15 protein-coding genes are annotated in these 18,444 nt (G+C 46.1%); 1 reads left to right on the forward strand and 14 read right to left on the reverse strand.

Annotated elements, in window-relative coordinates; all coding sequences use genetic code 11:
* Window positions 1-202: 202 nt before the first annotated feature.
* On the forward strand, window positions 203-1,924 hold the full coding sequence (locus ATY38_RS04775; protein ID WP_062558297.1) for a methyl-accepting chemotaxis protein: 1,722 nt from the start codon (window positions 203-205) through the stop codon (window positions 1,922-1,924).
* A gap of 231 nt (window positions 1,925-2,155) precedes the next feature.
* Here ATY38_RS04775 and ftsZ read toward each other — a convergent pair whose 3' ends face one another.
* The 14 genes from ftsZ to ftsL form a co-directional block, all read right to left on the reverse strand.
* Window positions 2,156-3,313 carry a cell division protein FtsZ gene (gene ftsZ / locus ATY38_RS04780; RefSeq protein ID WP_062558298.1) on the reverse strand — a complete coding sequence of 386 codons (1,158 nt, stop codon included), beginning with the start codon at window positions 3,311-3,313 and terminating at the stop codon, window positions 2,156-2,158.
* 69 nt (window positions 3,314-3,382) lie between these two features.
* Window positions 3,383-4,621 (reverse strand): cell division protein FtsA, encoded by a 1,239-nt coding sequence (gene ftsA, locus ATY38_RS04785; protein ID WP_062558299.1) that lies wholly within the window; start codon window positions 4,619-4,621, stop codon window positions 3,383-3,385.
* 12 nt (window positions 4,622-4,633) lie between these two features.
* Window positions 4,634-5,410: a cell division protein FtsQ/DivIB gene (locus ATY38_RS04790; RefSeq protein WP_062558300.1), complete on the reverse strand. Its 777-nt coding sequence runs from the start codon at window positions 5,408-5,410 to the stop codon at window positions 4,634-4,636.
* Window positions 5,400-6,317: a D-alanine--D-alanine ligase gene (locus ATY38_RS04795; RefSeq protein ID WP_062558301.1), complete on the reverse strand. Its 918-nt coding sequence runs from the start codon at window positions 6,315-6,317 to the stop codon at window positions 5,400-5,402. Before ATY38_RS04795 ends, ATY38_RS04790 begins: the two co-directional genes overlap by 11 nt.
* A complete protein-coding gene (gene murB, locus ATY38_RS04800) occupies window positions 6,317-7,306 on the reverse strand; it encodes a UDP-N-acetylmuramate dehydrogenase (RefSeq protein ID WP_176767902.1) in 990 nt (329 codons plus the stop codon). Before murB ends, ATY38_RS04795 begins: the two co-directional genes overlap by 1 nt.
* 13 nt (window positions 7,307-7,319) lie before the next feature.
* The gene (gene murC, locus ATY38_RS04805; RefSeq protein WP_062558302.1) at window positions 7,320-8,747 is read right to left on the reverse strand and encodes a UDP-N-acetylmuramate--L-alanine ligase; all 1,428 of its coding nucleotides are present in this window, start codon (window positions 8,745-8,747) and stop codon (window positions 7,320-7,322) included.
* Entirely contained in the window at window positions 8,737-9,828 is a 1,092-nt protein-coding gene (murG, locus tag ATY38_RS04810; protein ID WP_062558303.1) for an undecaprenyldiphospho-muramoylpentapeptide beta-N-acetylglucosaminyltransferase, read from the reverse strand. The genes murC and murG overlap by 11 nt, the downstream gene beginning before the upstream one ends.
* Complete coding sequence (gene ftsW / locus ATY38_RS04815; RefSeq protein WP_062560099.1) at window positions 9,825-10,985, reverse strand: putative lipid II flippase FtsW; 1,161 nt, start codon at window positions 10,983-10,985, stop codon at window positions 9,825-9,827. Before ftsW ends, murG begins: the two co-directional genes overlap by 4 nt.
* Window positions 10,986-10,991: 6 nt before the next feature.
* The gene (gene murD, locus ATY38_RS04820; RefSeq protein WP_062558304.1) at window positions 10,992-12,407 is read right to left on the reverse strand and encodes a UDP-N-acetylmuramoyl-L-alanine--D-glutamate ligase; all 1,416 of its coding nucleotides are present in this window, start codon (window positions 12,405-12,407) and stop codon (window positions 10,992-10,994) included.
* Window positions 12,404-13,489, reverse strand: a complete 1,086-nt coding sequence (mraY, locus tag ATY38_RS04825; RefSeq protein WP_062558305.1) for a phospho-N-acetylmuramoyl-pentapeptide-transferase — start codon at window positions 13,487-13,489, stop codon at window positions 12,404-12,406. The genes murD and mraY overlap by 4 nt, the downstream gene beginning before the upstream one ends.
* Window positions 13,480-14,880 carry a UDP-N-acetylmuramoyl-tripeptide--D-alanyl-D-alanine ligase gene (locus ATY38_RS04830; RefSeq protein ID WP_062558306.1) on the reverse strand — a complete coding sequence of 467 codons (1,401 nt, stop codon included), beginning with the start codon at window positions 14,878-14,880 and terminating at the stop codon, window positions 13,480-13,482. The genes mraY and ATY38_RS04830 overlap by 10 nt, the downstream gene beginning before the upstream one ends.
* Window positions 14,877-16,403 (reverse strand): UDP-N-acetylmuramoyl-L-alanyl-D-glutamate--2,6-diaminopimelate ligase, encoded by a 1,527-nt coding sequence (locus tag ATY38_RS04835; protein WP_062558307.1) that lies wholly within the window; start codon window positions 16,401-16,403, stop codon window positions 14,877-14,879. Before ATY38_RS04835 ends, ATY38_RS04830 begins: the two co-directional genes overlap by 4 nt.
* A gap of 5 nt (window positions 16,404-16,408) precedes the next feature.
* A complete protein-coding gene (locus ATY38_RS04840) occupies window positions 16,409-18,136 on the reverse strand; it encodes a peptidoglycan D,D-transpeptidase FtsI family protein (RefSeq protein WP_062558308.1) in 1,728 nt (575 codons plus the stop codon).
* Window positions 18,133-18,435, reverse strand: a complete 303-nt coding sequence (ftsL, locus tag ATY38_RS04845; protein ID WP_062558309.1) for a cell division protein FtsL — start codon at window positions 18,433-18,435, stop codon at window positions 18,133-18,135. The genes ATY38_RS04840 and ftsL overlap by 4 nt, the downstream gene beginning before the upstream one ends.
* Window positions 18,436-18,444 lie beyond the last annotated feature (9 nt).

The following is an 18,444-nucleotide window of genomic DNA, read 5'->3' on the forward strand; positions in this document are numbered from 1 at the left end:
CAAGCAATACTTTCACAATTCGACAACACTACCAAGTAAACAAAACAGAAACGTCAATCATTAGGCTCCCCATATTGTTACAAAACTTTATTTGCACCACATTTGATCTAGATCAATACTCTCGCTATCAGTATTTCATTTTTTAAAATATAGGCCGCTGCATTGCTTACAAAATTTTATAAATACAGGAAGGATGACAGCGATGAGAGTAAATCTGCCAGTTTCTAACACAGAATATCCTATTGAAGATGATACCCTAATTTTATCCACGACTGACACAAAGGGACGTATTACCTATGTAAATCAGACTTTTATTGATGTTAGTGGATTCTCGACAGAAGAACTGATAGGTAAAGCGCATAACATTGTGCGGCACCCTGATATGCCACCACAGGCATTTGAAGATTTATGGAGAACACTTCAAGCTGGCAAACCATGGACTGGCCTGGTTAAGAATCGCCGTAAAAATGGAGATTTTTATTGGGTTCTTGGTAACGCCACACCCCTGATAGAAAATGGATCTATTGTTGGCTATTTATCTGTGCGCACAAAGCCCTCTCGTCAAGTAATCGAAACAATCGCGCCAATATATCGTCAATTTATTAATGGGACAGCTGGAAATCTAAAAATTGAAAATGGCGGCATTGCTCGTACCGATTTTATTGGCAAGGTTACCTCAATTCTTAAAATGACTTTGGGTAAGCGTATCGCACTGTATTTGTCTATACCAACACTCCTGTTATTAAGTGCGGTAGGTGCTGCTTGGTGGGGGTTAACGCAAACAGCAACAACTTCATGGTTAGATGATTTTATTTTAACTACCGCCACCAGCGGTACTTTATTAATGTGTTTAGCTGGATTCTTGATAAGGCGAAATACGCTGGAACCTTTGAATAAAGCTATTGAAATAGCGAATACCCTCGCTGCTGGCGATCTGCAATCCAAAATCACCAATAAGTTTTCGGATGAGTTTGGTGTTTTGATTAAATCCCTTACGCAAATGGGCATTAATCTCAGAGCAACCGTTTCAGATGTTCGCAACAGCGCTGAATCAGTGCGTCAGGCATCCAGTGAAATAGCCAGTGGTAATCTGGATTTATCACAGCGTACAGAGGAACAAGCCTCATCACTTGAAGAAACTGCATCCAGTATGGAGGAACTTACTTCTACAGTAAAACAAAATGCCGATAATGCCAGACAGGCTGATCAACTCTCGACAGACGCAAGTAATATTGCGCTTCGGGGAGGTCAGTTAATGAATGACGTGGTTAATACAATGTCTTTGATTAGTGAGAGCTCCAATAAGATTGCAAGCATTATAAGTGTAATTGACGGAATTGCTTTTCAGACCAATATTCTTGCTTTGAATGCGGCTGTAGAAGCTGCTCGTGCTGGCGAACAAGGCCGGGGGTTTGCTGTTGTTGCTACAGAGGTTCGAAATCTGGCTCAACGAAGCGCAGCGGCAGCTAAGGAAATAAAAAACCTTATCGATAGCTCGGTGGAAAAAGTTGAAAATGGAACCAATTTGGTAAATGAAGCAGGCAAGACTATGGAGGAAATCGTTACTTCGATTAAACATGTTGCTGAAATTATGTCGGAAATTACAGCCGCCTCCCAAGAACAAAGCTCAGGCATCGAGCAGGTCAATCAAGCAGTTACACAAATGGATGAAGTTACACAGCAGAATGCTGCGTTGGTGGAAGAAGCTGCAGCATCCGCAGAATCTCTGGAAAATCAAGCCAAGGATCTGACCGGAGCAATTTCCATTTTTAAAGTCGGTCAAACTACGAGCAATACCGCCACAATTCGACAAATTACTGATAATAAATCAAACTTACGGAAAAATAGAGTTATTTCAGTAGTAAGGAATAATCAAGAAAGAAAGGTTGTTAACAGTGGCAGGGAAAGCTGGAATAAGCCTTAAGGTGCTAAAAAATAAAATGCATCAGCAGCGCGCAATACTACATCACTATTTCGTCCAGAACACTGTCAGGAAAACATACATATATGAATGATTCGATCATTCTTTATCACAGCACATTTTCAAAAAGTTCATAAAAGATCCCCGCTACAGGAAGCGGGGTATCAATTATTCTTTTCAATGTACCGCTTTCGAGTCAGTAATGTATTCTCAAGATCATAAAAATAAGGCTGATTAATCCGCTTGTCTTCTTAAAAAAGCTGGAATATCCATAGGATCTACACCTGATTGGCGCATAGCTGCCACGGTGGCATTGCTTCTTCTGCCTGTGCGCATAACAGCTGGCTCTTCAGCAGAAAAAATGGAATCCCTGTCATCGGTTCCGGTACGAGTATGTACAACGGTTAATGGAGAATTTTGGTTCTGGTTCTGACCAACAAGACTGCCTAGTCCTGTAGCTACCATCGTCACACGCAAATTATCAGTCATACCTTCATCGATAACTGTACCTACAATAATTGTGGCATCTTCAGCAGTCAAATCCTTAATTGTATTCATTACTTCATGTACTTCACGCATTTTCAGTGTTTGACTGGCTGTAATGTTTACCAAAATACCACGCGCGCCTGACAAAGAAATATCTTCCAGCAATGGACTCGAAACAGCACGTTCCGCAGCCACTCTTGCGCGATCAACACCCATAGCTATCGCCGAGCCCATCATTGCCATACCCATTTCAGACATAACCGTTCTGACGTCGGCAAAGTCAACATTTACTAGGCCTGGACAATTAATAACCTCCGCGATTCCGGCTACTGCACCGTGAAGCACATCGTTAGCTGCCTTGAATGCATCCAACATAGAGATGTCATTACCCAACACCATCATTAGTTTATCGTTAGGAATAACAATCAATGAATCAACGTGCTGAGACAGTTCTTCCATACCCGCTTTAGCTGCAACCAGACGTTTCCCTTCAAATGAAAAAGGCTTACTGACAACCGCTACGGTCAAAATACCCATCTCTTTCGCAACTTGCGCCACGACCGGCGCTGCGCCTGTACCTGTACCTCCCCCCATACCGGCGGTAATAAACAGCATATCTGCACCCTGTATCAATTCAGCGATACGATCACGATCCTCAAGTGCAGCTTCACGTCCGATTTCAGGGTTAGCGCCTGCACCCAATCCTTTGGTAATTCCTGTGCCCAATTGCAAGATCGTTGGAGCTTTATTAGTTTTCAATGCCTGCGCATCAGTATTCATACTGATAAACTCAACGCCTTGCATTCCATTCTGGATCATATGATCCACAGCATTGCTTCCGCAGCCACCCACACCAACAACTTTGATGACCGCCTCTTGAGTATCGTTATTCATGATTTCGAACATATTGTTTCTCCTTTTAGTACATTGAAATTAAAGCTGCCTGACTGTTAATACAACCCTTGAGATTTCTAATTAAAAGTTTCTTTGGAACCACCCCTTCATTCTGGAGAAAATCTGCTTGGCAGAACCTCCTTGTAATCTTGAACCATGTTGATGCTGCATCTGTTGCATACCTGCCAGAATTAAACCAATCCCTGTCGAATATCGAGGCGTATGGATTACTTCCCTTAAATTGCCGTGATAATTGGGCAAGCCCTGCCGCACAGGCATATGAAATATTTCTTCACCCAATTCCACCATCCCGCGTAGCGAAGCAGACCCCCCGGTTATTACGATACCCGATGAAAGCAGCTCTTCAAATCCACTCCGACGTAGCTCAGCCTGCACCAAACAATAAAGCTCTTCCGCACGGGGTTCTATCACTTCCGCCAAGGTTTGTTTGGAAAGCTGGCGCGAACCACGATTACCCACATCCGGAACTTCAACCATTTCTTTAGTATCTGCAAGACTCCTCAATGCGCAACCATAGCGGCATTTGATATCCTCCGCGCTTTTGGTCGGCGTGCGCAAGGCCATCGCAATATCATTGGTTATTTGATCGCCAGCAATGGGTATCACCGCAGTATGTCTAATCGCCCCATGTGTAAATACCGCAATATCTGTCGTTCCACCGCCAATATCGACGAGGCACACACCCAGATCTTTCTCATCTTCAGATAATACGGCCATTGCTGATGCCAATGGCTGCAATATCAAATCGCGCACTTCCAAACCGCATCGATGTACGCATTTCACGATATTCTGTGCAGCCGAAACTGCGCCTGTCACAATATGTACTTTCACTTCCAAGCGTATGCCGCTCATACCGACCGGTTCGCGCACATCCTCCTGGCCATCAATAATGAATTCCTGATTCAGAACGTGTAGAATTTGCTGGTCAGCGGGTATATTGACAGCCTTTGCCGCTTCCATGACTCGCTCCACGTCTTTCTCGGTGACTTCCTTGTCCTTGATAGGAACCATGCCATTTGAATTAAAACCTTTGATGTGGCTGCCGGCTATCCCGGTATATACTTCATGAATTTTACAGTCCGCCATTAATTCCGCTTCTTCCAATGCACGCTGAATCGCGTTGACGGTTGTTTCAATATTGGCCACAACGCCTTTTTTTAATCCGCGTGAAGGATGACTGCCCAATCCAATAATTTCGACTCCTCCTTCTGGAAGGATTTCCGCAACAATGGCTACAATCTTTGATGTACCAATATCAAGTCCGACGATCAAATTTCTATTGTCTCTAGTTTTATTCATCTAAATTCTATCTCACGTTTCTCTCTTAACAGCGGATTTATGAGGCTCTCGTTGCATCGTTTCGGGCAGGCGGATAGCAAAACCATTGGGGTAACGCAAATCAACATATACCAGTGACTCTTGCTGATTTAACCGGGCAATGCTGTGGTCATATACTGAAACATAGCGAATCAATCTCTCCTCAATCTCATTCCGTCCCAGTTCCAATACCGTCCCCGTATTCAAATGAATGCGCCATGCATAACGCTGCGTCAACATGACTTGTTCAATTTGCTGCTGTAGAGGCGCTAATATTTGATTAAAACGTCTATATTGCTGCGTTACTTCAAGAGCACTGGCTTCATTTGGGCCAATAAAAACTGGCAAATCCACATCAGCGGTAACTCGAAATACCTCACCATGAGTATTCACCAAGGCCTGACTTCCCCAATATGCCAATGCTTGATGTTCCTCTAACGTAACATTTAATCCGTGAGGCCACTCCCGATTTACACGGGCATCCCGTACCCATGGTAATTTTACAAAAGCTTCTCGCAATGCGGTTAAATTAACTGAAATAAAATTTCCCTCGATCTCTTTGCGTACGAGATTCTCTATTTGTGCATAGGTAACATTCTGTAATTGTGAATTATTATCTTCTGTACCCTGAACAACCTGCAGATTAATTTCTTTTATCGGAAACAGCGGCGGCCTGATTAGCTGCATACCGATTTCATACAACACTGCCATTGCCACCATGGCAAATAATGATTTGGCTAACAAATCCAGAGCATGATGGTTATTCCACATGAGATAAATCCAATATTCTCATCACCAGGTCTTCAAATGAAATTCCCGCAGTCTTGGCTGCCATAGGAACCAGACTATGGCTAGTCATGCCCGGAGACGTATTCACCTCAAGAAAATAAAACTGCCCGGTTTGTGTCAGGATCAAATCAACTCTACCCCAGCCATGGCAGCCCAATACGTTATAAGCCCGCAAGGCTTGGGCTTGAATCTCTAGTTCCAGCTCATCCGATAAACCGCTGGGGCAGAAATACTGAGTGTCATTCGATACGTACTTGGCCTGATAATCATAAAGTTCACCCGTTATTTCTATTCTCACTATAGGCAGAGGTGTTTCACCCAGAATGGCAACCGTTAACTCCTTGCCCACGATAAATTCTTCGGCCAGCACTAAAGCATCATACTGGGCCGCCAATTGATAAGCAGGCAACAAATCATTTTTATGAGTCACTTTACTTAAGCCGATTGTGGAACCTTCTCGCGCCGGCTTAACAATCAATGGCAATCCCAGCAATTCGGAAACCTCTTCAAAATTACTGTCGGCTTGTAATAGTACATACCGTGGAGATGGAATGCCTACTGCTTGCCATAATAATTTAGTACGCCATTTGTCCATAGCCAAGGCGCTACTCATCACCCCGCTGCCAGTATAAGGCAACCTCATCCATTCCAGCACACCTTGAATGGTGCCGTCTTCGCCAAAACGTCCGTGCAGTGCGATAAACGCACGATCAAAACTTTGCCGCAGCAGGTCTTCAAGTGCTTGCTCCGCCGGATCAAATGAATAAGCATCCACTTCGCTTCGAATCAGCGCGTCCAGAACAGCTTGACCGCTTTGCAAAGAAACTTCACGCTCTGCGGATCGACCGCCAAGCAAAACAGCCACTTTGCCAAAATTATGACTTATCACTATGTCAGTCTCCTGGCATCGCCAATGATTCGAACTTCCTGGATCAACTCGATCCCCGTTGCTTTTCTAACTCTATTGCGCACCATCAAGATCAAGGCTTCGATGTCCGCTGCCTTTGCATTGCCCATGTTAACAATGAAGTTAGCATGCTGAGGTGATACCATCGCACCACCCACACAACACCCTTTCAACCCACTGGCCTCGATCAGACGCGCTGCATGATCTCCCGGCGGATTGCGAAACACCGATCCGGCGTTTGGCAGGTTGAGCGGCTGACTTGCAATGCGTTGCGCCAGCAATTGTTTGATTCGCTGCCGTGATTCTGCCTGCTCTCCTTGCGATAATTTGATATATCCCCCCGCAAACCATTCCAGGTTATTGCCATTTGACGACTGATGCAGCTTTACACTGCGATAACCAATCGCGTACTCATCCGGAGTGCGTATAAAAATTCGCCCTTCCTGATTGACAACTTGTACCCGCTCGACAAATTCCCAAGTTTCTGATCCATAACAGCCCGCATTCATGGCCAACGCTCCGCCGACCGTACCGGGTATCCCTGCCAGAAACTCTGCACCAGCTAAATCATGTTTGGCAGCGAAGCGCGCCACTTTTGCGCACGCCACACCAGCACCTGCGTAAATGAGCCCATCGAATTGATTGTGCTCAATCAATTGCAAATCATTTAATTGAGCATGCAGTGCTATGACAGTACCTTGAATTCCACCATCTCTAACCAGCAAGTTGCTGCCCAATCCAATCACAAAGATAGGTTCATACGAAAATTCCCGCAGGCAGTCCGCAAAATCATCCAAATCTACAGGCATATAGTAACGCCGCGCATTACCGCCGGTGCGCCATGAAATATGTCGGCTCATAGGCTCATCAACACGCATTTCCCCGCGGCATATCAATGGCATATTCATTTCAATAAACGCCAGATCTGTTGCTGGTATATTTGTTCTTGCGTTTTCTGACAAGCCGGTCATTACTCATTGGCCCTCAATAATCATTACCATTGACTACTATTAACTTGCTTTCCATTTGCGCAATATGTGGAGCCACCTTTGCTACTGAGCCTGCTCCCATCACCAGAACGATATCGTTATTCTGCACAGCATCGAGAATGGCGATTGACAAATCATCAATATCTTCAATATAAATAGGTTCCACTTTTCCCAGCACCCGGATTGAACGGGCTAAGGATTTACTATCAGCGGCAACAATGGGGTCTTCGCCTGCGGGATACACTTCTGTTAACAGCAGCACATCAGCTTGTGACAAAACTCTAGTAAAATCCTCAAACACATCCCGTGTCCGCGTGTAGCGATGTGGTTGAAACGCAACGATTAAACGCCTGCCCGGAAAGGCACCTCGCGCTGCTTTCATGGTTGCTTCCATTTCCGCCGGGTGGTGACCGTAATCATCAATCAATGTAAAGCTCTTCTGCATTGATAATCTAATTTCTCCAAACTGTTGAAAGCGTCTCTCCACACCCTTGAATTCCGCTAATGCCTTGACTATGGCGGCATCAGGCACACAAATTTCATTGGCGACCGCAATCGCTGCCAAGGCGTTCTGTATATTATGCAATCCGGGCAAATTCAGCGTGATATCCAGTCTGCGGGCAGAGCCATTTACGCCGATTACTGCAGTAAATTTCATTTGATGATTGCTATGCTGGATATTGGTAGCGCGAACTTGCGCATCTTCAGACATGCCGTAGGTAGTAATGGGTTTTGTAATTGCAGGCATTACCTCGCGTATATTGGCGTCATCGATACAAACCACTGCCATCCCATAAAAAGGTAAATGCTGCAGAAATTCCACAAACGTTTGCTTTAATTTATTAAAATCATAACCATATGTTTCCATATGGTCTGCATCGATATTTGTCACAACTGCAAGTACCGGCTGTAGATACAAAAACGAAGCATCGGATTCATCCGCTTCGACAACAATAAACTCACCGCTACCCAATTTGGCATGACAACCTGCCGCCTCGAGCTTTCCCCCGATAACAAATGTGGGATCCATATCAGCCGCTGCCAGAATACTTGCAATTAAACTGGTCGTGGTGGTTTTCCCGTGCGCACCCGCTATCGCTATACCTGTGCGCAATCTCAGCAATTCTGCCAGCATCAAGGCACGTGGAACCACGGGGATATTTCTGTTTTTGGCCGCGATCACTTCAGGATTATCGGATTTGACTGCAGTTGAAGTAACTACAACGTTTGCGCCTTTAACTTGCTCACCCGCGTGACCCACATAAATCTTTATGCCGAGCTTGGCCAAACGCTGAGTCACTGGGTTATCCATCAAATCGGAGCCACTGACTTGATATTTCATATTAACGAATACTTCGGCAATCCCGCTCATGCCTGCACCGCCAATACCGACAAAATGAATGTGTTTGACTTTATGCCTCATTCAGCGCTCCACTTAATTCAATGCATGCCTCAGCTACAACCCGGGTTGCTTCCGGTTTTGATCGGCTGCGAGCCGTTATCGCCATCTCGAGTAATTTCTCCCGCGACAAATCCGCTAACAAATCCGCCAATTTCTTCGCGGTCAAATTGCTCTGATGAATTAATACAGCAGCTCCGTGATCGGACAGGAATCGCGCATTCCAGGTTTGATGATCATCAACCGCGTGTGGATAGGGCACTAAAATACTGGCCACTCCGGCTATACTTAATTCTGCGACCGTCAATGCGCCCGCACGGCACAATACTAAATCACACGCCGCATAACGGCTGGCCATGTCATCAATAAACGCAACGACTTCGACATCCATCTGCAGATCGGTATATGCCTGCTGAACCAGCTTAAATTGCGTTATACCAGCCTGATGAACAATCCGTGGACGGAGATTTTCAGGCATTAATTTCAGCGCCTCCGGCACAATGGTGTTTAATATTTGAGCACCCAGGCTACCGCCTACAATCAACAAATTCAATTTTCCCTGCCTGCCCGAAAATCGTTTCTCAGGCTCTTCTATCAACATAATCTCAGTACGCACGGGATTGCCTGAATAAATGGATTTCTTTTTGTTATTCAAGATTGCATCCGGAAAGCCCAAAAAAACCCTATCCGCCAGTTTTGCCAAAATTTTATTGGTTAAACCGGGTACCGAATTCTGCTCATGTATGATCAACGGTTTATTCAATAGCGATGCCATCATAGCACCCGGAAAAGCGGGATATCCCCCCATTCCCAGAACCACGTCAGGCTTAACGCTTCTAATGATTTTGATACTTTGCAGAAATGCCCTTATCAAACGCAGCGGGAGCATTAGCCAAGTAACCAGGCTCTTGCCGCGCAGCCCTGAAAAACTGATCACCTCAGTGTCGTAGCCTCGCTGCGGCACCAGCTTTAATTCCATGCCCGCTTCGGTTCCAAGCCATACCACGTGCCAGCCCATTTGTCTCAGATAATCAGCGACTGCCAATCCCGGAAAAACATGACCTCCCGTGCCGCCCGCCATGATCAAAATAGTCTGTTTAATCATGCGGGAAGTCCTCGCAAACGCCGACGGTTTTCCCAATCAATTCGTAACAACACTGCCAAAGCAAGGCAACTCGCGGTAATACTACTACCGCCATAGCTTAGCAAGGGCAGCGTTAGCCCTTTTGTAGGTAAAACACCCATATTGACGCCCATATTGATCAGCACTTGCACACCAATCCAGATACCGATCCCCTGTGCCACCAATGCTGAGAATGAATTTTCCAGTTTTGCCGCCAGTCGGCCAATAACAAATGCGCGCGCGATAAGCCACATAAATAAAATGATTACCACGGCAACGCCAACAAACCCAAGCTCCTCTGCCAGCACGGAAAGCAAGAAATCGGTATGCGCCTCAGGTAGATAAAACAGTTTTTCCACACTGCCGCCTAAACCTACACCGAGCCACTCACCGCGGCCAAACGCAATCAGGGCGTGACTTAACTGGTAACCTTTACCATACGGATCAGCCCAAGGATCCATAAATGCAATTACCCGGCTTAATCGATAGTCTGATCTTATGATTAATTCATATAAGCCCAGCGCCAGAATACCGATTAGTCCGATAAAAATTTTTAAGCTAGCCCCCCCCAGAAAAAGAATTGACATGGCTAAGACAGACACTACAAAAAAAGCCCCGAAATCCGGCTCCAGCAACAATAAAGACCCTACTATGGATAATATGACGGTTATGGGAAGAAACCCTTTTTGCAAGGAATTCAGATCAGCCGCTTTGCGATTCACATAATCAGCAGCATATAACACCATGAATAACTTCATATATTCAGAGGGCTGAATATTTACCACATACAGTGATATCCAGCGCTGACTACCATTGACTTCATGCCCAATACCGGGCACCAGAACCAGTATCAGCAATAAAACACCGATCATAAATAGATATACGATGTATTTCTGCCATACCTGCATGGGCACTTGAAAAGCAATCAATCCCAAGATCAGCCCCAGCACCAGATAAGCACTGTGCCGCCATAAATAGTAGCCGGCACGATCAGGCCCAAACTGAGCCTCTGCAATTGCAATCGAAGCAGAGTAAACCATGACCAAGCCAATACTCAGCAACAGCAGAGCAGACCACACTAAAGCCTGATCAAAATCGGCCATGATCCTCGGTTTTTGATTGATTGCCTGATAAATCATCATTATTTAATGTTTTTTCTGTCCAAAATTAAAAAACTTGTTTTCAATATCTTTAACCGCAGCCACGAACACCTCGGCACGATGAATATAATTTCTAAACATGTCAAAGCTGGCGCATGCCGGTGAAAGCAATACCACGTCACCCGCCTGTGCTAACAAAAAGCTTTTCTGCATGGCTTCTTCCATGGTGGTTGCAAAATGTATAGGAACCCCACAGTCTTTCAATTCATCTGCAATAATTTCTGCATCGCGCCCAATCAACACCACCGCACGGGTATTTTCGGCAACTGCCTGCCGTAAATGCGAGAAATCCTGCCCCTTACCATCACCTCCTGCAATCAAAATGACATTCTGTTTCATACCATTTAATGCTGCGATAGTCGCACCCACATTGGTGCTTTTGGAATCATCAAAAAAGGTGACGCCGTTAAATGCCGCGACCTTTTCCATCCGGTGCGGCAAACCGCGAAATTCCCGTAAAGCCGATACAAGGGGATCAATGGCGATATCCAACGCACGGCACATAGCTAACGCTGCAAGCGCATTGACAGCATTGTGCAATCCATTGACCACAAGCTCAGTGGTTCTCACTAAGCGATGAGGGCCCTCCATTAACCACAGATCATCACCGTCCTGCAAGATACCGAAGTCGACATGAGTGGGCGGCATATCCCACCCAAATGTAATTTGCTTTCCCTCAGCCAAAGCCATTTCGCTGATTCTGGAATCGTTTCGATTCAAAATTTGGGCGCATACACTACCGTTCTCCCGCAGAAAGATTTTTAATTTCGCTGCGATGTAATCTTGCATACAGGTATAGCGATCCAAATGATCTTCACTCACATTGAGCACTGTCGCTACATCGGCATTCAAATTATGGGTTGTTTCCAGCTGAAAGCTGGAAGTTTCCAAAACCCATGCCTGCGGCCAGTTTCCAACATCCAGTTGCTCCATCAGTACACTCAGAACCGCTGGACCGATATTTCCGGCTACCGCGACATCCCAACCGGATTTTCTCAACATAGCCCCGACCATTGATGTCACTGTTGTTTTTCCATTCGATCCCGTGATCGCCAGAATCTTGGGTTTTGGCAGCTTATTTTGCTCCAGCGCCCAGGAAAAAAGCACCAGATCTCCAATTACCGGTATACCCAGTCGAATAGCTTGCTGCACAAAAGAATCCGCCACAGGAACGCCCGGGCTTATCGCAATAATCTCTATGCCATCCAAAATTTGGGCTTCAAATTTACCCCTGTAAACTTGTACTTCAGAATATTTTTCTATCATCTCTTTCCAAGTTGGCGGCTCCTGCCGACTATCAGCAGCACGAACTTTTGCGCCTTGTCGGAGCAGCCATTTCACCATTGACAAGCCTGTCTCACCCATTCCCAATACCAGTACTGCTTTACCTTGCAAATTCATCTTAACTTTAATGTTGATAATCCAATCAGAACCAGGATAAAGGTAATAATCCAAAATCTGACTACCACCTGATTTTCTTTCCAGCCTTTTAATTCATAGTGATGATGCAAAGGCGCCATGCGAAAAACTCGTTTGCCCAGCAATTTGAAGGAGGCTACTTGCAACATGACGGACAAAGCCTCCACCACAAAAACACCACCCATAATGATCAGCACAATTTCCTGGCGCACAATCACCGTAACAACCCCCAAAGCGGCGCCCAATGCCAACGCACCTACATCGCCCATGAATACTTCAGCAGGATATGCGTTAAACCACAGAAAAGCCAAACCCGCACCCGACATGGCGCCACAAAAAACAGCCAATTCTCCTGCATGGGGGATATAGGGAATTCCAAGATATTTTGCAAAAACAATGTGCCCGGCTGCGTAAGCAAAAATTGCGAGGGCGCTACTGATCATCACTGTGGGCATGATAGCCAAGCCATCCAGGCCATCGGTTAGATTTACCGCATTGCTGGTGCCAACAACAACAAAATAGGCTAAAACAACAAACCCCGCGAATCCTAGTGGGATCGCCACTTCTTTAAAAAATGGCACAATCATGTCCGTTTGTGCTGAAATTTCCGCAGTTGATGCCAAATAGACCGCGACAACAATTGCAATGATTGATTGCCAAAAAAATTTGGCTTTTGCTGAAAGCCCTTTAGGGTTGCGATGAACTACTTTGCGATAATCATCGATCCAGCCAATTACCCCGAATCCCAGCGTTGTCAGCAGCACCACCCAGATATAGCGATTACCCAGATCAGACCACAGCAAAGTAGTCAGCAGGATTGACATCAGAATTAAGGCACCACCCATTGTCGGCGTGCCCGTTTTCACCAGATGAGTTTGCGGACCATCATCACGAATGGATTGCCCAATCTTATAGGCAGTCAACTTTCGTATCATCAGAGGGCCAATAATGAAAGAAATCACTAATGCCGTCAGCGTAGCCAGCACGGTGCGCAAAGTGATATAGCTGAATACATTGAAAGCTCGTATATCCTGCGCCAGCCATTGAGAAAGCGCTAACAACATGACAGTTCCTCGGTCTGTTCCAGCTGCCTCACTACACGCTCCATTTGCATGAAGCGCGATCCTTTCACCAGCAAAGTGACATCATCGGCAAGCAGGCTCTTCGTAACTTTCAGTAATTCATCGATGGAATTAAAATGGCGCGCGCCTTTGCCAAATTCTTCCGCAGCGTAGGCGCTTAATTTACCCAAAGTCAACAATTGATCCAATCCCGCTTTCCGCGCATCCCTACCGATTGTGCGATGTAAGTCAATGGCTAATTGACCTAATTCACCCATATCCCCCAACACCAGTATTTTTTTGCCCTCAGCCGCAGCCAACACAGCCAAAGCAGCCCGTACCGATTCCGGGTTTGCGTTGTAAGTATCATCGATTAGCAGTGCATGATGTAGACCACATTTTTTTTGCAACCGGCCTTGTACACTTTGGAAGCGCTCAAGGCCCGCAGCAATCCATTCTTTCCCGATGCCCAGAGTCCAGGCGACAGCCGCCGCAGCCAGGGCGTTATAGATATTGTGCACCCCTGGTGCTTGTAACTTCACCTCAACGGTTGCGTCAGGCAATCTCAGCTGCAGCGTATTGACTAATCGACCCAGCTGGTACACAGCACTTACCCGTGCATTCTCTGTTAAACCAAAATCAATAATCTCTCTTGCGCCGGCACATTCGCGCCATAACAACGCATACCGATCATCCGCATTAAAAATCGCTCTTCCGGACTGATCCAAACCGACAAAAATTTCTGCTTTGGCACGCGCAACAGCTTCGACAGAACCCAATCCTTCAATATGCGCAGCACCTGCATTCGTAATCACTGCAATATTCGGCCGGGCCAATCGCGTTAGATAAGCAATTTCTCCAACATGATTCATGCCCATTTCAATCACTGCATATTGATGCTGCTGCCGTAAGCGCAATAACATTTGCGGCACACCGATATCGTTATTCAAATTGCCCGCGGTAGCCAGTACGTACTCTACCGGATCGTTGATAATTGCATCACCGCTTGCTGCTACGCGTAATATTGCCGCAACCATTTCTTTCGTTGTTGTTTTACCATTACTACCCGTCACACCGATCACAGGTAGCGAAAAACGGCTGCGCCAATATGCCGCCAGCTCTCCCAGACTCAAACGCGAATCCTTGACTCGAATCGCGGGAAAATCACCCGGCAAACCAGCAAGCTCAGCATCTTTCTGGAGCAAGACCGCTACCGCGCCTTTTTCCTTGGCATTAGAAACAAATTTACCGCCATCAAATCTTTCACCGATTAAAGCCACAAAGAGCTCACCCTGCTTTACCGTACGGCTATCAGTGCTAACCCCGGTAAAACGTACATTCGACCCACTCCAATCGGCATGTAATACTTGTGCAGCTTCATCCACCATCATCATTGCTGCACCCTCACTTTCACCGACACTTCCTTCAGCACCTGTTGTACCACTTCGGCATCGCTAAAAGAAATTTTTTGTCCCTTTATTTCCTGAAATTTTTCATGGCCCTTACCCGCGATCAATACAATATCATTGCTACGCGCATTGGCGATTGCCTGATAAATTGCCAGCGCACGATCCATTTCTACCTGATAATTCTCTTCGACTGCCCCGGCAGCAATATCTTCAATAATGTGCAAAGGATCTTCCGAACGTGGATTATCACTGGTAAAAATAACTTCATCCGCCAAACGTGTTGCAACTTCCCCCACCATGGCGCGTTTTCCCCTGTCCCGGTCGCCACCGCACCCTACAACGCAGAACAAGCGCGCATTTCGACCCTCGATACGCAAAAGTTCACGTAACGTGCACAAGACTTTTTCCAATGCATCCGGAGTGTGCGCGTAATCAACGATAATAGTCGATTGATTAACTCCGTAGTATTTTTCCATTCTTCCCGGAATGGATTGCACGCTTTGAAGTGAACGAACCGCATCCGACAATCGAATGCCGCTTGCTAATAAAACCGCGACGACAGCCAGCAAATTAGATGCATTGAATTTTCCCAGCAGACCTATTCTTAAGTGTTCATGGCTATCTTCAAATTCAATATCAAATTCCATGCCATGAATATCAAATTTCAGATTTGAGCCATGCACCATTTTAAATTGCCTTGAATCACGGTCATCGGGGTAGCGGAATCCGTAACCGATTATTTTAGTGGATTTATTGACAAGTTGCCGTGACAATTCAACGCCTAGCACGTCATCCATATTAACCACGGCGTACTTTAATCCCGGCCAAAAAAACAGGCTAGATTTGGCAGCCGCGTACGCATCCATATCCTGGTGATAATCCAAATGATCCCGGGATAAGTTGGTAAGCACAGCAACTGAAAATGCCGTACCTAGGGTTCGGCCTTGCGCCAAACCATGCGAAGACACCTCCATTACAACGCTTTTAGCGCCTTCATCGACGAATTTCTTGAATGAACGCTGCAAGACCGTGGCATCAGGCGTTGTATTTTCTGATTCTTGTAAATTCTCTATATACCCACTCCCCAGCGTTCCCAGCACAGCCGTCTTGCGACCCAAATTCACCATGGCCTGTGCATACCAATGGCTGCATGATGTTTTGCCATTAGTTCCGGTAACTCCCACCACCCATAATTTTTGTGACGGGTGACCATAAACATAGCTGGCGATCAAGCCCGCTTTCATCTTGAGATCATCTACCGCTAATGCAGGGATATGCCATTCAGATTTCCATACGAAATTTCTCGGATCATAGAGCACCGCATTGGCGCCTGCTGTAATGGCTTGGGGAATAAATTTATTCCCATCCGTCGTATCCCCTGGGTAAGCCAGAAAGGTATCGCCCGATTTTATCTGACGACTATCCGCCACCAGATTCTTAATCTCCACGCCCAATTCTTCAAGTCGATGAAAATCAAATCCTTTCGATCCTTTCTTTTTTACCGTCATTAAACTCACCCTTCCTCCTCCATTTCCGGTGTTGCGGTAAAGGTAATGACATTATTGGCTGGCGCATCGGGAGGAACATTCAGAATGTGCAAAGCGCCGGACATGACTTTGCTAAAGATAGGGGCAGCCACAGCACCACCGAAATATTTTCCTGCTGATGGCTCATCAATCATCACAGCAATGATTAAGCGTGGATTCGATGTGGGTGCATATCCGACGAATGTGGAAATATAACTTTTGCTTGCATACTGCCCGTCGATCAGTTTATGCGCCGTACCCGTTTTACCAGCAACGCGATACCCGCTTATTTGCGCCAATGGCGCCGTTCCTCCGGGTTGGGTCGCCATCTCCAGCATGCGACTTATTGCCCATGCGGTATCGCGTGAAATTACGCGCTGCCCCATGACAGGGATATTTTGCTTCAGCAAAGAAACGGGTTTTAATTCACCACCACTGGTAAAGATCGTATAAGCGCGCGCCAGCTGTATCAAGCTGGTGGATATGCCATGCCCATAGGACATAGTAGCCTGCTCAATCGGACGCCACCGATTATAGGGCCGCAATATTCCGCTGGCTTCACCGGGAAAGCCCGAATTGGTCAGCGTGCCGAATCCTGAGCGATTGAACATTTCCCACATTGTCTGCGGCTCCATCGATAGTGCGATTTTTGCCGTACCCACATTACTCGATTGCTGAATGATCTCGGCAACGGTTAATTCCCCTTTGTTGCTGACGTCCCGTATGGTTTTTCTACCTACTTGCCATGTTCCAGGCGCGGTCTGCAAAATCGTATTGAAATTGACCTTTCCGACTTCCAGTGCAATCGCTACCGTAAACGGTTTCAATGTCGAACCGGGCTCGAAAGTATCAATCAAAGCTCGATTGCGGAGCCTTTCATTATTAATGGTTGATCTTCTGTTTGGGTTATAGGCAGGCCAATTGGTAAGCGCCAATATTTCCCCAGTCTGCGCGTCCAGAACCACGATACTGCCGGCTTTTGCCCGATTAGCCAGAACCGCTTGTTTCAGTTCCGCATGTGCACGATACTGAATTCTTCTATCGATGGACAAAACCAGATCCTTCCCAGGCTTGGGAAAACGAATACTGTCGACATCTTCATCAATGACCTGCCCTTTGTTATCCTTGATCACCCGACGGCGGCCCAACTCTCCGGCAAGTGTTTGCTCCCAGCCACGCTCGACACCTTCCTGACCTTCGTCATTGATATCGGTGAAACCCAACACATGCGCGGCAAACTCGCCTTCCGGATAATAACGCTTGGACTCACTGGTTAAATAAATACCCTTGATCTTCATTTGCATGATCTTTTCGGCGGTATCCGGCACTATCTGCCGCTTCAAATAAACAAAACGCCTATTTTCCTTGGTAAGAAGCGCATTAAGATCAGCACTACTCATCTCCAGCAAGTGAGCTAGTTGCTGCAATTTTTCAGGTTTAATCACCACCACTTTCGGATCGGCAAATATTGAAGCGACCGGTGAGCTGATTGCCATGATATGACCATTCCGATCTGTGATCATCCCACGATCGGCGTTCATTTCCACTACACGGCTATAACGCGCTTCGCCTTTCTTTTGTAAAAATTCATTATTCATTCCCTGGAGATAGGCAGCACGCGCCGCCAAACTGATCAAACCCAGCACCAACATACCAAACAGCAGCCTGGAGCGCCATGCTGACAATTTGATTAGCGGTGGTGCCGGTTTAATCATGGTCTAACCCTTTCCGCATTCATTTCATTTTCTGCCGTATTGATCGATACAATCTGTATGCTCGAAGCGGTCGGCACCTTCATGTTCAAATGCTCTGTCGCGATCCGCTCTATGCGTCCATGCATAATCAAAGTGCTTTGTTCCAATTGTAGCCTTCCCCATTCCACTTCCAATTTCTGTTCTATTTCTTTTTCTTTCTCCAGCGTCATGAAAAGATTCCGTACCGTATGCTGCGCGGTCACCACACCTAATGCGCATGCAATTAACACCAGAATAAGGAAGATATTCAATTTGAACACTTTATTTTC

Origin of the sequence: Nitrosomonas ureae, assembly GCF_001455205.1 — a bacterium.
GTDB classification, from domain to species: Bacteria; Pseudomonadota; Gammaproteobacteria; order Burkholderiales; family Nitrosomonadaceae; genus Nitrosomonas; species Nitrosomonas ureae.